The 14839-nt window shown below is 53.2% G+C and carries 17 protein-coding genes; 7 read left to right on the top strand and 10 right to left on the bottom strand.

Annotated elements, in window-relative coordinates:
• Positions 1-10 precede the first annotated feature (10 nt).
• Together phnN and ACJY2G_RS05170 are read left to right on the top strand one after the other, a co-directional pair.
• On the top strand, positions 11-481 hold the full coding sequence (gene phnN / locus ACJY2G_RS05175; protein ID WP_439291435.1) for a ribose 1,5-bisphosphokinase: 471 nt from the start codon (positions 11-13) through the stop codon (positions 479-481).
• 103 nt (positions 482-584) lie between these two features.
• Positions 585-1223 carry an acetyltransferase gene (locus ACJY2G_RS05170; RefSeq protein ID WP_430320039.1) on the top strand — a complete coding sequence of 213 codons (639 nt, stop codon included), beginning with the start codon at positions 585-587 and terminating at the stop codon, positions 1221-1223.
• A gap of 98 nt (positions 1224-1321) precedes the next feature.
• Here ACJY2G_RS05170 and ACJY2G_RS05165 read toward each other — a convergent pair whose 3' ends face one another.
• A complete protein-coding gene (locus ACJY2G_RS05165; RefSeq protein WP_112286840.1) occupies positions 1322-1963 on the bottom strand; it encodes a hypothetical protein in 642 nt (213 codons plus the stop codon).
• Positions 1964-2202: 239 nt separating this feature from the next.
• Here ACJY2G_RS05165 and ACJY2G_RS05160 point away from each other — a divergent pair, with 239 nt between their 5' ends.
• Complete coding sequence (locus ACJY2G_RS05160; RefSeq protein ID WP_112286776.1) at positions 2203-2721, top strand: type 1 glutamine amidotransferase domain-containing protein; 519 nt, start codon at positions 2203-2205, stop codon at positions 2719-2721.
• A gap of 36 nt (positions 2722-2757) precedes the next feature.
• Here ACJY2G_RS05160 and ACJY2G_RS05155 read toward each other — a convergent pair whose 3' ends face one another.
• Positions 2758-3195 (bottom strand): YhbP family protein, encoded by a 438-nt coding sequence (locus tag ACJY2G_RS05155; protein WP_120162390.1) that lies wholly within the window; start codon positions 3193-3195, stop codon positions 2758-2760.
• A 133-nt stretch (positions 3196-3328) separates the two neighbouring features.
• Here ACJY2G_RS05155 and ACJY2G_RS05150 point away from each other — a divergent pair, with 133 nt between their 5' ends.
• Positions 3329-3631, top strand: coding sequence for a GIY-YIG nuclease family protein (locus tag ACJY2G_RS05150; RefSeq protein ID WP_430320040.1), 303 nt, complete (start codon positions 3329-3331; stop codon positions 3629-3631).
• Between the two features lie 56 nt (positions 3632-3687).
• Here ACJY2G_RS05150 and ACJY2G_RS05145 read toward each other — a convergent pair whose 3' ends face one another.
• Positions 3688-4191 carry a GNAT family N-acetyltransferase gene (locus tag ACJY2G_RS05145; RefSeq protein WP_113877118.1) on the bottom strand — a complete coding sequence of 168 codons (504 nt, stop codon included), beginning with the start codon at positions 4189-4191 and terminating at the stop codon, positions 3688-3690.
• On the bottom strand, positions 4185-4706 hold the full coding sequence (gene ubiT, locus ACJY2G_RS05140) for a ubiquinone anaerobic biosynthesis accessory factor UbiT (protein WP_430320041.1): 522 nt from the start codon (positions 4704-4706) through the stop codon (positions 4185-4187). Before ubiT ends, ACJY2G_RS05145 begins: the two co-directional genes overlap by 7 nt.
• 310 nt (positions 4707-5016) lie before the next feature.
• On the opposite strand from ubiT, the gene ubiU reads away from it, so the two are divergent.
• Positions 5017-6012 carry a ubiquinone anaerobic biosynthesis protein UbiU gene (ubiU, locus tag ACJY2G_RS05135; protein WP_112286781.1) on the top strand — a complete coding sequence of 332 codons (996 nt, stop codon included), beginning with the start codon at positions 5017-5019 and terminating at the stop codon, positions 6010-6012.
• Positions 6013-6026: 14 nt separating this feature from the next.
• Positions 6027-6905 carry a U32 family peptidase gene (locus tag ACJY2G_RS05130; protein WP_430320085.1) on the top strand — a complete coding sequence of 293 codons (879 nt, stop codon included), beginning with the start codon at positions 6027-6029 and terminating at the stop codon, positions 6903-6905.
• A gap of 53 nt (positions 6906-6958) precedes the next feature.
• On the opposite strand, the gene ACJY2G_RS05125 is transcribed toward ACJY2G_RS05130, so the two are convergent.
• The 3 genes from ACJY2G_RS05125 to ACJY2G_RS05115 form a co-directional block, all read right to left on the bottom strand.
• On the bottom strand, positions 6959-8047 hold the full coding sequence (locus ACJY2G_RS05125) for an ABC transporter permease (RefSeq protein ID WP_430320086.1): 1089 nt from the start codon (positions 8045-8047) through the stop codon (positions 6959-6961).
• A gap of 71 nt (positions 8048-8118) precedes the next feature.
• A complete protein-coding gene (locus ACJY2G_RS05120; protein WP_430320087.1) occupies positions 8119-9303 on the bottom strand; it encodes an ABC transporter permease in 1185 nt (394 codons plus the stop codon).
• The gene (locus ACJY2G_RS05115; protein WP_120162393.1) at positions 9288-10262 is read right to left on the bottom strand and encodes an HlyD family secretion protein; all 975 of its coding nucleotides are present in this window, start codon (positions 10260-10262) and stop codon (positions 9288-9290) included. Before ACJY2G_RS05115 ends, ACJY2G_RS05120 begins: the two co-directional genes overlap by 16 nt.
• 328 nt (positions 10263-10590) lie before the next feature.
• Between ACJY2G_RS05115 and ACJY2G_RS05110 the strand changes: the two genes are divergently transcribed.
• A complete protein-coding gene (locus tag ACJY2G_RS05110) occupies positions 10591-11616 on the top strand; it encodes a luciferase-like monooxygenase (protein WP_112286784.1) in 1026 nt (341 codons plus the stop codon).
• 118 nt (positions 11617-11734) lie between these two features.
• Here ACJY2G_RS05110 and ACJY2G_RS05105 read toward each other — a convergent pair whose 3' ends face one another.
• The 3 genes from ACJY2G_RS05105 to nlpI form a co-directional block, all read right to left on the bottom strand.
• Complete coding sequence (locus ACJY2G_RS05105; RefSeq protein ID WP_113877113.1) at positions 11735-13657, bottom strand: DEAD/DEAH family ATP-dependent RNA helicase; 1923 nt, start codon at positions 13655-13657, stop codon at positions 11735-11737.
• Positions 13647-13721, bottom strand: coding sequence for a protein YrbN (yrbN, locus tag ACJY2G_RS05100; protein ID WP_223499600.1), 75 nt, complete (start codon positions 13719-13721; stop codon positions 13647-13649). The genes ACJY2G_RS05105 and yrbN overlap by 11 nt, the downstream gene beginning before the upstream one ends.
• Positions 13722-13842: 121 nt before the next feature.
• A complete protein-coding gene (gene nlpI / locus ACJY2G_RS05095) occupies positions 13843-14727 on the bottom strand; it encodes a lipoprotein NlpI (RefSeq protein WP_112286786.1) in 885 nt (294 codons plus the stop codon).
• Positions 14728-14839 lie beyond the last annotated feature (112 nt).

Below are 14839 nucleotides of genomic sequence, written 5' to 3'. Positions count from 1 at the left end.
GGGAGATGAGATGAGTCGTTTACTCTATCTGATGGGCGCTTCGGGTTCTGGCAAAGACAGTCTTCTGGACGCGCTGCGCCAGCATTTGCCCACCGATGTCACCGTTGCGCATCGTTATATTACGCGCCCGGCGGATGCGGGTTCGGAAAACCATATTGCTCTGAGCGAAGCCGAATTTATTCAGCGTCGCCAGCACGGTTTATTCGCCATGGACTGGCATGCGCATCATTACCGGTACGCCGTGGGCATTGAGATAGACACCTGGATGCAGCTCGGTTTTCACGTGGTGGTCAACGGCTCGCGCGCACATCTGGAAAAAGCCCGCCAGCGCTATGGCCAGCGGCTGGTACCGGTTTGTTTACAGGTTTCTGAAACGGTACTGACTGAACGCCTGACGCGTCGCGGACGTGAAGATACGACGCAAATCGCCGGTCGTCTTCAGCGTGCCAGAGAGTACGAAAACGCCCTGCCTGCCGGCTGAATAATGACGGTGCGTTGCACGAGACTTTACAGCATCTGCTGGCCATTCTTGCCTTGCCGGTCAGCGCGTTTATTTATCCCGTCACTTCATCATGAGCGATTTTATGACAGACATCATTCATCCGTTTTCGCTGGCTGACGAGCAGGATTATTCGCGGCCAAAAATCGGTCAGCAGGTCGAGCTGAACCGGTCAACGCTGGGTCAGTATGTGCATATTGCCGACAACGCGATCATCGAGGAAACGCAGATCGGCGATTACTCTTATACCGCCGGAAACAATCAGATCTTCTGCGCCACGATTGGAAAATTTGTGTCGATCGCCACCTATGTGCGGATCAATCCCGGCAATCATCCGACCTATCAGCGCGTTGCCCAGCATCATTTCACCTATCGCAGTTCTGTCTACGGACTCGGTGAGGACGATCAGGGATTTTTCGACTGGCGGCGTGAGCATAATGTCACCGTAGGTAACGATGTGTGGATCGGCCATAACGCGGTGCTGATGCCCGGCGTGCAAGTCGGCAATGGCGCAGTGATCGGCACGTCTGCGGTGGTCACGAAAGATGTTGAGCCTTATTCGATCGTCGCGGGCGTGGCAGCGAAAAAGATCGGCATGCGCTTTGATGACACGATGATCGGGCGGATCGAAGCCAGCCGCTGGTGGGACTGGGATCATGAAACACTGAAAGAAAGGATGCCGGACTTCAGGGATCTGCACGTTTTCGCAGAAAAATACCTGTAGGGATCTGGCGTGATATTGAGTTGAAAGCAGTCTGAGGAAAATTCGCGTTTTTTGCCTGATACCATATCACAAGGATCCGGCTCAGCGGATCACGCGAATTAAAGATCTTCGATACTGGCGGCGATCTCATTGGATTCCAGCACGGTGATGCCGCCTAATCCGGCATTAAATGCCTGCTCCTGCAATGCTTTCGCCACCACATCAGAATCAATCGCTTTCCATTTCCCCGGCAGCATTTTAAACAGCGGCGCACTGAGTTGCTCAAGAAGACGCGGCGGATGGCGCTTTCCGACTAATAACGAAGGCCTGACTAATGTCAGCAACGGCCATCCCTGCTGCATCAGCGCCAGCTCCATTTCGCCTTTGGTGCGGTTATAGAGAAAACGCGAACGGGCATCGGCGCCGTTAGCACTCACAGCCAGACAATGGCGTGCGCCCAGTTCGCGTGCCGCTTTGGCGCAATCCACCACCAGATCGTAATCCACCGCCCGGAATGCCTGCGCACTGCCCGCCTGTTTTCGCGTGGTGCCCAGACAGCAGAACAGTAAATCAATCGGCTCATCGAGTGCGACCACCAGTGACGTGAGATTGTCGCCGAGCGGATTAAACAGCTTATTCCCTGGCAGCAGCGGACGACGGCTGGGTGCCACGATGCGGCTGACTCGTGGATCAAGTTGCAACAGACGTAAGAGCTCACGCCCGATCAGGCCACTTCCGCCCAGCAGAAGAACTTTTGCCATATCACTTCCTTTTAAAAAACGGCTTTCGCGCTGCGATTTTGAAACATGGATTCTGAAACACGGGTTCTGAAACATGAAAGCATGAACAGATATTTGAAGTGTTACCTGAATGTAAATATCACGCTATAAGACAGTTCCTGTTACTTTCGCAGACTCGGACGAATCCAGTTTGATCAGCCCGCCGCTGGCTTGTAGGCTTAGTAGTGTATGACGAAAACACATTCTCAGCAGGAGGAACCATGAGCAAGAAGATAGCGGTACTCATCACTGATGAATTTGAGGATTCAGAATTCACTTCACCCGCCGAGGCCTATAAAAAAGCTGGCCATCAGGTTATTACCATCGAAAACAAAGCGGGCAACGTGATCAAAGGCAAACAGGGCAAGGCGAAAGTCACCATTGATAAATCGATTGATGATGTCAACGTGGCTGACTTCGATGCGCTGTTGCTACCTGGCGGACATTCGCCGGATACCTTGCGTGGTGACGACAGATTTGTCGATTTCACCCGTGATTTTGCGAAAAGCGGCAAACCCATTTTCGCCATCTGCCACGGCCCGCAGCTACTGATCAGCGCCGATGTTATACGTGGCCGAAAACTCACAACGGTTAAACCGGTAGTCGTCGACGTTAAAAACGCCGGTGCAGAGTTTTACGATAAAGAAGTCGTGGTTGACGATAACACGCTGGTCACCAGCCGGACGCCGGACGATCTGCCCGCCTTTAACCGTGAATCACTGAAAATTCTGGCGGCATAAGCCTTGCGCCCCTTCTGCGGAAGGGGCGATTTCTCTTCAAACTTCCCTGTCCCATAGCAGTTTCTTGCCAAAACCCAGCGCGTTATCGGTCATTTTAATGTGACTGAGTTTCAGTCCCCAGACCGGCGCTTTCATGGCGATGGCGACCGGGAAATGCCTGCAATAAAGATGTCGCGCATGCGCTTCTTCTTCACCGCTAAGCACGGTGGCTTCACCGCGATACTGAATGCCTTTAATCAGGGCAATGGTTTTCGGATGTGGAGCAATCGTGCCGACAATATGCGGTGATTTCGCCATCAGCGTACCGTGCAGGGTTTTCATTTCGGTCATGAAATACAACGTCATGCTTTCTGCATCCGTGACGTAAAAACAGTTCGCGCTCCACATCTCGCCGTCCGCAACGGCACACAGCGCCAGCACATGCTGTTTATTTAGAAACTTCAGAATATGTTTCAGGTCATCAGGGTTATTCATCACATGCGCCTTATTTTGGTTTGTGTCAGTTTACCGCCCCATGTTGATGTTTTGCCTCACTCTGTTGTGCCTTTCAGATAAATATCGTGCCTTTCAGGTAAACTGACACAAAATTTCCTGACACGCAGAGCTTATGTCCGCCCCATCCAACTGGTTTTTATACATGCTGAGAACCCCGACCGGGATGCTTTACACCGGCATAACGACCGACGTGACACGGCGTTTAGGCCAGCATCAGTGCGGAAAAGGGGCAAAATCATTGCGGGGAAAAGGTGAGCTGACGCTGGCATTTCATTGTCCGGCTGGCGACCGTTCACTGGCTTCAAAGCTGGAGATTAAAGTCAAAAAACTGAGCAAAGCGCAGAAAGAGTTGCTGGTGAGAAATGCACCGGAATGTCTGGAAAGTTATCTGGGTACAACGGAAAGCGGGAAATGAAAAAGGCCGGAAACCGGCCTTTGTTTTATCTGAACAAAAAAGTTGCCCCTGAGATATCAGAAACGATTAAACGCCGACGGGAAAACCACTTCTCCGCTGGCATCTTTCAGTGCGTCGTCTGATAAGGTGAACAGCTGGAAAGCCGTTTCCGTTTCCGGCCAGCGGCAATGCAGGTCATGAGCAGCAGCCGGTTTGAATCCAAAGCGCTGGTAATACGCCGGATCACCCAATACCACTACGGCGGCATAGCTGAACTCATTCAGGGAATCTAACCCTTCATAAACCAGTTTTTCGCCCAGCCCCTGACCGCGCAGAGATTCATCTACTGCCAGCGGCGCGAGCCCGACCCAGTTGCGGTCTTCACCCCGGATATCGACCGGGCAGAAAGCAACATAACCCACCACACCGCCTTCATCGTCGGTCGCCACAACGCCCAGCGTCAGCAGGCCATCTTCGCGCAGTTCCTGCACCAGATCCGCTTCTGCGCCCGTCGGGAATGAGGCGCGTAACAAACGGTCAATGCCCGCAGCATCTACCGGAATTTCAGTACGAATTAACATGGCTCAGCTACCGGAGCTTGCGGCTCACGGTCCTCTTGCAGACCCGCTTCGACAAAATCGGCCAGGCGCAGCAGGCCATTTTTCAGCAGCAGCGGCATAGTATCGAGATCGATAGAATCCATCAGATTCTTCACGTACAAGCCCAGTTCGGTATCACCCTCAATACGAAGACGGCGCTGGAAGAACAGCGTGTCCGGATCTTCTTTACGGGCAGCGATCAGGATCAGATCGTTTGCATTACCGCTGAAGCTGACATCGGCTTCGCCACGTTCAGCGATCACCAGTTTGCTCTCCTGCACTGACATCAGCCAGGTCAGGCTAAGATCGCTGACCTCAATTTTCAACCAGCGGCCTTCAAGGAAATCCAGCTCTCCGTCGGCCAGCGCCTGACGAAGCTGCCAGCTCAGTACCTGTTGCAAAACCTGCCGTTGCAACGCAAAAGGCGTGAATTTCAAAGGCAGACTTAACAGGGATGGTCCCTGACGGACCACACGTGCACGTAGTTTTTGCAACACTGGCACTACTCCTTTCGGTAACTTTTCGGCAAGTTTTAAGGCAGTTATACCGCCTATTTTGACACATTGCCGGGAACGTTCAGCGGTCTACATCAATAAATACTGCAACAGAAAAACATCACGTACAACCTCCCCGGGCGCTGTATGCCTTCCAAAGCCGCAGAAACTGCCTCAAATCAAAATATTGCATCCATTGCTTCTCTAAAATAGTTCGCCAATCAAAGCCCTGACTGATGAATGACGTCGGCAACTGGCTTTTCATCACCCACCAACCTCAGCTCTGGCTGGCCGGTTGCAGTAAGGAACGAGAATGGAGCTACTTTGCCCGGCAGGGAATTTACCTGCATTGAAAGCGGCGATCGATAATGGCGCAGACGCGGTGTATATCGGCCTGAAAGATGACACCAATGCACGCCATTTCGCCGGACTGAATTTCACGGATAAAAAATTGCAGGAAGCTGCGGATTACGTTCACCGTCACCGCCGTAAACTGCATATCGCCATCAATACGTTTGCGCATCCTGACGGCTATCAGCGCTGGGAACGCGCAGTGGATATGGCCGCACAGCTCGGCGCAGATGCGCTGATTCTGGCCGATATCGCCATGCTCGATTACGCCGCGAATAAATATCCTCACGTTGAGCGCCATGTGTCGGTGCAGGCATCGGCCACCAACGATGAAGCCATCCGCTTCTATAAACGTAACTTTGATGTCGCCCGCGTTGTTTTGCCGCGCGTGCTTTCGATGCATCAGGTGCGTCAGCTTTCCCGTACCACTGTCGTGCCGCTGGAAGTATTCGCCTTTGGCAGCTTGTGCATCATGGCCGAAGGCCGCTGCTATCTTTCTTCCTATCTGACCGGTGAATCGCCAAATACCGTGGGTGCCTGTTCACCGGCGCGTTTTGTTCGCTGGCAGCAAACGGCGCAGGGCATGGAATCCCGCCTCAACGACGTGCTGATCGACCGTTATGACGAAGGTGAAAACGCCGGTTATCCGACCCTGTGCAAAGGGCGTTATCTGGTAGATGGTGCGAAATATCATGCGCTGGAAGAACCAACCAGTCTGAATACGCTGGAGTTATTGCCGGAGTTGTTCGCCGCCAATATCGCCTCCGTGAAAATTGAAGGACGTCAGCGCAGCCCGGCGTATGTCAGTCAGGTAGCCCGCGTATGGCGTGCGGCAATCGACCGCTGTATGGCGGATCCGCAAAACTTCAAAACCGATGACGCCTGGATGAAAACGCTGGGCTCCATGTCTGAAGGTACACAAACCACGCTCGGTGCTTATCACCGCAAGTGGCAGTAATCGAAGAGACGATGATGAAATATTCTTTAGGGGCCATTCTTTACTACTGGCCGAAAACGCAGGTTGAAGAGTTTTATCAGGCCGCAGCGGACAGCAGTGCGGATATCATTTATCTCGGTGAAAACGTCTGTACCAAACGCCGTGAGATGAAAGTGAATGACTGGATGGAGGTCGCGCGTCAGCTGGCCGCATCCGGTAAACAGGTGGTGATTTCCACGCTGGCCTTGTTGCAGGCACCGTCCGAACTGAATGAACTGAAACGCTATGTAGAAAACGGCGAGTTTCTGCTGGAAGCTAACGATTTCGGCGCGGTGAACATGGCAGCCGAACGCAATCTGCCGTTTGTCGTCGGTCATGCGCTGAACTGCTATAACGCCGTCACGCTAAAAATCCTGCAAAAACAGGGCATGATGCGCTGGTGTATGCCGGTCGAGCTTTCCCGCGACTGGCTGGTCAATCTGCTGAACCAGTGCGATGACCTGGGTATCCGCGATAAGTTTGAAGTGGAAGTGCTGTCGTACGGACATTTACCGCTGGCCTATTCGGCACGCTGTTTCACGGCTCGTTCTGAAAACCGTGCGAAAGATGAATGCGAAACCTGCTGCATCAGTTATCCGCAGGGGCGCAAAATGCTGTCGCAGGAAAATCAGCAGGTGTTCGTGCTTAACGGCATTCAGACGCAGAGCGGCTACTGCTATAACCTCGGCAATGAACTGGTATCAATGCAGGGATTAGTCGATATCGTGCGCCTGTCGCCGGAAACCAAAGATACCCTCGCTACGCTGGAAGCGTTCCGTAACAATGAACGCGGTTTGCTGCCACTGACACTCACCGATAAAGCCGACTGTAACGGCTACTGGCAGCGCGTCGCCGGGCTGGAACTGCGCCCCTGACAGCGCCTGTTCAGTGAAAAGGGAGAAGACCTGGCGGTCATCTCCCTTTTTTATCACGAATTTCTGTGCTTCGGACGGAACATCGCTCTGAGCCGGACACCATCGCGCAACATGCCCACGGCAATGCCAATAAAGGTGTAAAACAGGCACAAGATCAGCAGCATAAGAATATCGCCGCCCACATCTTTAAACGGCAGCCCCATCTGATTCACACCGGCAATAGCTTTGGTCGCCCAGGTTGAAGGCAGCATAGACGATACCCCCCTGACCCAGGCGGGCATCGCCTGCAACGGCCAGATAGTGCCGGAAATATAAAAAACCGGTGTGGTAATAAAGGCCAGCGTCAGGTAAATCAGTTCGACGCTGCGCAGGCATTCCGTCACCAGTTTCCCGAGCCCCAGCACTGCCAGCAGGAACGGGAAGGTCAGCAGCAAAATTTCAGGAATGCTGGCCGTTTGCCGGTAACCCAGGATCCATGGCCACAGCACAAACAAGACGATCGACAGAAACAGCCAGACCGGGATCAGCGCCGAAATGCCGCCCAGAAACGCCGGTATCGCCGGTTTTCCGGAAGGTCCGCTGTTGAGCACAATGCTCACGCGCACGCTGGCGATCAATAATGAGTGCTGCAATAACATCACCAGCAGGCCGGGGAAAATAATTGCCGCAAAGCTGATGCCGGGGTTAAACACATCCAGCGTCTGTCCGACAATCGGCGAAAGCACCACGCTGGCCTGCCGCTCACTGAAGCCGCTGCTCAGCAACAAATCCGTGTTGTATTGCGTGAGAATTGCCTGATACGCCGACAGCACATCCTGCTGGATCTGCCCGTTCGCCAGCCGGTTGGTCGCATCGCCGTACACCGGGATCACAATGTTCTGCCCCGCGAGGATCTTCTTCTCAAGATCGACCGGCATGATGATCACCGCGAAGAGCTTACGCAGCGCCAGATCGTGTTCGGCCTGCGCCAGGCTGTCGTAAGCCACCGTCGCGACTTTGGAAGTGGCGTCCAGCTGACGAGTCAGCATCCGGCTGGCGGTGCTGTGATCCTGATCGACCACCGCCACCGGCAAATCCCACACCGTGCGGTTCGCATAGACCAGGCTCATCACGCACAATGACAGCAGCAACATCATCCACATTGGCTTGTCGAGCAAACCGGTGAGCACTTTGCGGAATGTCGTCCACCAGGTTTTAAACCATTCACGACGGGTCACTGGCCTGCCTCCTGTCGTTTAAGCCGCATGTAGAGGCGTCTGCGCACCAGCAGGCCGGTCAGCAGCGGATAAATGAGCAGGATGCAGCACACCATCAGAATACCGCGCACCGAGACTTCGCGCAGGAAGACGTCAAACATTGCGGCCAGCGCATAACTGAGCGGCTCAATGCCGGAAATAATGCGCGCTGGCAGCGGCATCGACAGCACCGGTACCGCCATTCCGGAGAAAGTCAGCGCGATACTGACGAAAATCCCCATCATGGTGTAAGCGGTAATGGTGGTTTTGGTGAAGGTGAAAAGTAACAGCCCGAGGCTTTGCGCTGCGATCACATAGAAGAAGCCAATCACCACCATATACAAAGGATTGCCGCTGACGCGGGCGTCAAAGAATCCAACCAGCATCGCGATTTCCACCATCAGTAACGTGGTGAAACACAGCGTATAGGGTGCAAGTTTGCCGAGCAGCGCCAGCGTAAATGACGGCGCACTGAGTAACGCCTGGCTGCGTGCCATCACGTAGATCATGCAGGTCACGGTAAACAGTTGCAGCAGGTGAATCGTCGCAGCGAATTGCTGGTAATAGATGTAGCTGCCGCTGGCGTTAAACAGGCTGCCGTAGGATAAATCGACGCTGGCCAGCGATGGCAGCGTTTTGCCGATTTCAGTCGCAATAATCGAACGGTAACTGGTATTCAGTTCGGTGATCAGCCCGCTGAAATCCTGCGTGGAATACAGACCGGCACCGTAAAACAACGCGTTGTAATACAGCACCACGCTCGGCTGTTTTCCAGCCAGTACGTCGGCTTCAAAATCATTGGGAATATACAACAGCGCATAATCCTGCGCGGTACGCAGGCGGTATTCCGCTTCCGGTAAACCGCCTTCGAACGCCTGCACATGCGCGTGTGAACCGGCGTCCAGTTTGCGGGTAAGCGTTTTGGATAATGAGCTGTGATCGTTATCGACCACAGACACCGGTAAATCCAGCAACGTGCCTTCGGAAAAGTTGCTGCTGATAAGACCAAACAGAAGCAAAGGGAAAATCCAGCACAGCCAGTGGATCACCGGTTTGCGAAAGGCGTGATTCACTTCACGGGTAAAAGAGCGGCTGAAACAGCGCCATGCGGCTTTTACCCTTTCACTGCGTGGCGCTTTTAACGGCTTCACTTCGCTTTCCATTGCCACAATGCACTCATGCCCTGACGCAGTCCGGGCACCGGTTTCGCAGGGTAAAGACGCACTTCAAAGGTTTTTAAATCGAAGTCACCCGTCGCGCGCGTGGCGCGTTTGGTCGCATAGTCTCCGAGCGGCGCGATATAGCGAACTTCGGCTTCAATCATCTGGTTATTCAGCGCGGGAACGCGCATCTGCACTTTGTCGCCTTTGCGCACGCCAGCCAGAATATCTTCACGCAGGTTAAAGACGAAATAGGCGTCAGGCAGACGGACCAATGTCAGCAAAGGACTGTTGGCACTTTCCAGTTCGCCGACTTCTACCGGGATCGGCCCCACTTCACCATCGACCGGCGCTTTAACCTGTAAGTCATCGGTTTGCGCTTTCACTTCCAGTAAGTCTTCTTCCGCCTGACGAAGCTGCGCGGCATAGCTATCGCGCTGTTCCACGCGGTCGCCGTTTACGCCTTCATCAAGATTGGCTTTAGCGACCAGAACTTGTGCATATGCGCTGTCGCGGGCGCGGCGTGAATCTTCTAAATCAGAGGCTGAAATAAACCCTTTAGCCGCCACTTTGACATTGCGGTTGTAGAGATCGCGGGCGTTCACATATTCTGCCTGAGACTGCGCCAGGGTGGCTTTGAGGTTACGGATACTTTCTTCGCGGGTACCGTTAACCGAGAGATCGAGCTGCGCTTTTGCCTGATCGCGGGCAGCTTCGGCAGCGCGCAATTGCGCCATCATTTCCGGGCTGTCGAGAGTTATCAGCAATTGCCCGGCTTTTACATCGTCACCGCGTTCAACATGACGTTCAATCACGCGGCCTTTCGATTTCGACGCCACAATCACTTCTGGCGCATCGACTTCTCCCTGTAACAGTAAATCCTGATTGTGCGCACGAAACAGCACCGCCAGAGAAACCGCTGCCGCAACCAGCAACAGGGTCAATAATATTCGTTTACTCATCGGTGCTTCATCCTTTTTGTTTGCCTGTGTTTATCATCGGCTTTTGGTTCTCCATTCCATGATTGTCCTTTCCCGCCAACGCCCGTTCTTAAAGGCGCGTGTGCGCTTGTGTCAAATCATAGCGGGATGAACAAAGACTGTTTAACACAAAACAACATATTCATAGAAACTATAATTTAAGTTACTCAAATCGATTTTAAGGATGTTTTAACGGCAATTAAGGGCACAAATGCCGTATTCAATCAGTAGTTATTGGGTAATACTCGTTCTAATTATGAGCGGAGTGAATGCTTTCTCCGCACTTTCCTTTGATGAGTGAGCCGTGATTATGTCTGATAAAAACACCGTTCCCCTTTCCGTGCTCGATCTGGCGCCGGTTCCGCAAGGAGCCGATCCGGCCCGGGCATTCCAGTGTTCCCTTGAACTGGCGCAGCACGCTGAGAAGTGGGGCTACCAGCGTTACTGGATGGCAGAACATCACAACATGACCGGTATCGCCAGTGCCGCGACCTCCGTGCTGCTGGGTTACATCGCGGGCGGAACTAAAACGATCCGCGTAGGTTCCGGCGGTGTGATGCTGCCAAACCACTCCCCGCTGGTGATTGCTGAACAGTTCGGCACGCTCGCCACGCTGTATCCAAATCGTGTAGATCTGGGACTTGGCCGCGCGCCGGGTACAGACCAGCGCACAATGATTGCGCTGCGCCGTCATCTTTCCGGTGAAATCGATAACTTCCCGCAGGATGTGCAGGAATTGCAGATGTATTTCGGCGATGTTCAGCCACAGCAGGCCGTACAGGCCGTGCCGGGACAAGGTTTGCATGTGCCACTCTGGTTACTCGGTTCAAGCCTTTACAGCGCGCAACTGGCGGCGGCTCTTGGCCTGCCATTTGCCTTCGCCTCACATTTTGCACCGGACATGCTGTATCAGGCACTGGCGATTTATCGCAGCAAATTCCAGCCTTCCGCTCAGCTCGAAAAACCTCATGCGATGGTGTGCATCAACGCGATTGCCGCAGACACCGATGAAGAAGCGCGCCGGATGTTTACCTCCAATCAGCAGCAGTTCATTAATCTGCGCCGCGGAATGCCGGGTAAACTCCCTGCACCGGTCGATAACATTGAAAGCCTGTGGTCAGCTCAGGAACGCTTTGGCGTCGATAACGCGCTGCGCATGTCAGTGGTCGGTAACAAAGAAACAGTGCGTCAGGGGCTGCAAAATATCCTGCGTGAAACCGAAGCCGATGAGCTGATGATCAACGGTCAGATTTTTGATCACCAGGCTCGTCTGCATTCGTTCGAAATTGTGTCTCAGTTGCAGGGCGATCTGGTCAAAGAGCAGCGCATCAGCTGATCCTCGTAGTAAATTACAGACGAAAGTAAATTGCAGACGAAAAAAAACCAGCCCGATGAAGGCTGGTTTTTTATTTTCTGACGTTAAGTCATCTGAAACTCAGCGAGCTGGATTCAGATTATGCGTCAGTAGTACGACGTGGTGCGCGGCTTGGCGGACGACGGTCGCCAGCTGCTGAAGAACCTTCACGACGATCACCGCTGAAAGAACGTGGAGCACCGTTACCACGGCCACCTTCACGACGTTCACCGTTGAAAGGACGCGGAGCACCGTTACCACGACGCTCACCGCCAGCACCGGCCGGACGATCACGACGTGGAGCCTGTGGCACTGCATCACCGATCAGCTGCATGTTCATCGGTTTGTTCAGGATACGCGTACGGGTGAAGTGAGACAGGATCTCGCCCGGCATACCTTTAGGCAGTTCGATAGTTGAGTGCGTACCGAACAGCTTGATGTTACCGATGTAACGGCTGCTGATGTCGCCTTCGTTAGCGATAGCGCCAACGATGTGACGAACTTCAACACCATCATCACGACCCACTTCGATGCGATACAGTTCCATTTCGCCAGCGTCACGACGCTCACGACGTGGGCTGTCGCCATCACGTGCAGGACGGTCGTTGCTGCGAGCCGGACGGTCACGACGATCGCCACGATCACCGCGGTCGCCACGATCTTCGAATTCACGACGTGGTGGACGGCTTTTGAAGACCGGATCCGCTGCAACGATCAGAGGACGTTCGCCCTGTGCCATTTTCAGCAATGCCGCAGCCAGTGTTTCGATGTCCAGCTCTTCTGCAGGTTGCAGTTTAGCCAGCAGACCACGGTACTGATCCAGATCGCTGCTTTCCAGTTGCTGCTGAACTTTCGCTGCGAATTTAGCCAGACGACGTTCGCCCAGTACTTCTGCAGTTGGGATTTCAACTTCTGGAATGGTCAGCTTCATGGTGCGTTCAATGTTACGCAGCAGACGACGCTCACGGTTCTCAACGAACAGTAATGCGCGACCCGCACGGCCAGCACGACCGGTACGACCGATACGGTGAACGTAAGATTCTGAGTCCATCGGGATGTCGTAGTTAACAACCAGGCTGATACGTTCTACGTCGAGACCACGTGCTGCCACGTCGGTTGCGATCAGAATGTCCAGACGGCCATCTTTCAGACGTTCCAGAGTCTGCTCACGCAACGCCTGGTTCATGTCACCGTTCAGTGCAGCGCTGCTGTAGCCGCTACGTTCCAGCGCTTCAGCCACTTCCAGTGTCGCGTTTTTGGTACGAACGAAGATGATCGCCGCATCAAAATCTTCTGCTTCAAGGAAACGCACCAGCGCTTCGTTTTTACGCAGACCGTAGACAGACCAGTAGCTCTGGCTGATGTCTGGACGGGTAGTCACGCTTGACTGGATACGTACTTCCTGAGGCTCTTTCATGAAGCGACGGGTAATACGACGGATAGCTTCTGGCATGGTTGCAGAGAACAACGCGGTCTGATGTTCAGCCGGGATCTGCGCCATGATAGTTTCGACGTCTTCGATGAAGCCCATACGCAGCATTTCATCAGCTTCGTCCAGCACCAGGCCGCTCAGGTTTGAGAGGTTCAGGGTACCGCGTTTCAGGTGGTCCAGCAGACGGCCCGGGGTACCCACAACAACTTGTGGTCCCTGACGCAGTGCGCGCAGCTGAACGTCATAGCGCTGGCCGCCGTAAAGGGCAACCACATTCACGCCATGCATGTGTTTAGAGAAATCAGTCATTGCTTCAGCAACCTGAACCGCCAGTTCGCGGGTCGGTGCCAGAACAAGAATTTGTGGTGCTTTCAGTGAAGCATCAATGTTATGCAGCAGCGGTAAGGAGAATGCAGCTGTTTTACCGGAACCTGTCTGAGCCATGCCCAGAACGTCGCGGCCATTTAACAGGTGAGGAATACACTCAGCCTGGATTGGTGAAGGTTTTTCGTAGCCCAAATCAGTCAGGGCAGAAATGATCGGAGCAGACAGCCCCAGGTCAGCAAAAGAGGTTTCAAGCTCAGTAGTCATGTACACGTGCCTCATTAATAATGGCAGCCAGTCTACATAACTCGTCGAGAAAATTTTCAGTCATTTTCATTGAAAAGTGTGAACCGGCTCAAATTAGATTATAAAACGAACAAAGCAACCCTCGCCCGTTAAGGCGCTTAAAAATGGTAAATACCATGATTAAAAAGGCTGATTGGTGTCGTCAGCTATTGCTGGTCCGATTCTGATAGGTCGTCTTGCTCATGGCCCAAAAGCGCCAATTCCAACAATGCATAGCGGTGCTCAACGAAGTTATGGACGTTGTTAGCTACCGTCAGTTTGAACAGTGCCGCGGCGCTGTTCTTGTCCCCCAGACTTAGGTAATGCTTACCTAAATAGAAGTCAGTTTCACTGAGATGCTCAGCGAGCGAAGTGTTATCCGTTGCTTCTGCCTTGAGGCGTTCCATCAGCGTAGATTCGCTGATTTTGCCCAGGTAGAATTCGACGATATTCCATCCCCATTGCCCTCTGTCCGCTTTGTCATAACGTTCCTGGAGCGCTACTTCGGCATTCTTCGGATTGATTTCTCGCTCCGCAAGATAAAGCCATAACGAACGGAAGGGATCATTTGGATCGTCTCGATAAAACGCCTGCAGATCATCCTGCGCTAACGAGAATCGGCCACCGTAATACAGGGCGATACCTCGGTTCAAACGCGCGTAGTTGTAAGTTGGATCAAGCTCTAGTACAGAATCAAACGCTTCATAGGCAGCATCGAAATTGCCTGCCTGCGTTAGGTAAATCCCCAGGTAGTTAAAAACTTCTGGCATATCAGGACGAATAGACAGCGCTTGTGAAAAATCATTTCGCGCCAGTGCTCTTAGCCCGAGACTATCATACAGCACACCGCGCTCATATAATAGCTGTGCTCTCTCATCATCGGTTAATGACCGGCTGGCAAGTATTTGTTCCATGCGTGCCAGGATGACTTCCTGCTGCAACGTCGGCTGCAACGGAATCGCCAGAACTTCGTTTTTACGCCAATCATGGTTGCTGCATCCTGCCAACATAAGTGCTGTCGCAACATAACACCAGCGCAAGAAAGGCTTCATTTCTACTCCCGGAGACAAACATTGGATGAACATCCTGTCATCCGCTTGCTTAACACAAACGCGTCCTGCGTCCGTGAGACGAACAGCTCCTCCCCATGTGGAAAGGAGCTGT

This window comes from Rahnella sp. ATs2, from assembly GCF_051851855.1.
Taxonomy (GTDB): Bacteria; Pseudomonadota; Gammaproteobacteria; order Enterobacterales; family Enterobacteriaceae; genus Rahnella; species Rahnella variigena.
Note: the sequence above shows the minus strand (reverse complement) of the source record. Positions and strands in the feature narration are given on the sequence as shown.

Bases quoted from the DNA above. Each gene is read 5' to 3' on its own strand.
- phnN (WP_439291435.1), top strand. From the start codon at position 11: ATGAGTCGTTTACTCTATCTGATGGGCGCTTCGGGTTCTGGCAAAGAC.
- ACJY2G_RS05170 (WP_430320039.1), top strand. From the start codon at position 585: ATGACAGACATCATTCATCCGTTTTCGCTGGCTGACGAGCAGGATTAT.
- ACJY2G_RS05165 (WP_112286840.1), bottom strand. From the start codon at position 1,963: ATGGCAAAAGTTCTTCTGCTGGGCGGAAGTGGCCTGATCGGGCGTGAG.
- ACJY2G_RS05160 (WP_112286776.1), top strand. From the start codon at position 2,203: ATGAGCAAGAAGATAGCGGTACTCATCACTGATGAATTTGAGGATTCA.
- ACJY2G_RS05155 (WP_120162390.1), bottom strand. From the start codon at position 3,195: ATGAATAACCCTGATGACCTGAAACATATTCTGAAGTTTCTAAATAAA.
- ACJY2G_RS05150 (WP_430320040.1), top strand. From the start codon at position 3,329: ATGTCCGCCCCATCCAACTGGTTTTTATACATGCTGAGAACCCCGACC.
- ACJY2G_RS05145 (WP_113877118.1), bottom strand. From the start codon at position 4,191: ATGTTAATTCGTACTGAAATTCCGGTAGATGCTGCGGGCATTGACCGT.
- ubiU (WP_112286781.1), top strand. From the start codon at position 5,017: ATGGAGCTACTTTGCCCGGCAGGGAATTTACCTGCATTGAAAGCGGCG.
- ACJY2G_RS05130 (WP_430320085.1), top strand. From the start codon at position 6,027: ATGAAATATTCTTTAGGGGCCATTCTTTACTACTGGCCGAAAACGCAG.
- ACJY2G_RS05125 (WP_430320086.1), bottom strand. From the start codon at position 8,047: ATGTGGATGATGTTGCTGCTGTCATTGTGCGTGATGAGCCTGGTCTAT.
- ACJY2G_RS05120 (WP_430320087.1), bottom strand. From the start codon at position 9,303: ATGGAAAGCGAAGTGAAGCCGTTAAAAGCGCCACGCAGTGAAAGGGTA.
- ACJY2G_RS05115 (WP_120162393.1), bottom strand. From the start codon at position 10,262: ATGAGTAAACGAATATTATTGACCCTGTTGCTGGTTGCGGCAGCGGTT.
- ACJY2G_RS05110 (WP_112286784.1), top strand. From the start codon at position 10,591: ATGTCTGATAAAAACACCGTTCCCCTTTCCGTGCTCGATCTGGCGCCG.
- ACJY2G_RS05105 (WP_113877113.1), bottom strand. From the start codon at position 13,657: ATGACTACTGAGCTTGAAACCTCTTTTGCTGACCTGGGGCTGTCTGCT.
- nlpI (WP_112286786.1), bottom strand. From the start codon at position 14,727: ATGAAGCCTTTCTTGCGCTGGTGTTATGTTGCGACAGCACTTATGTTG.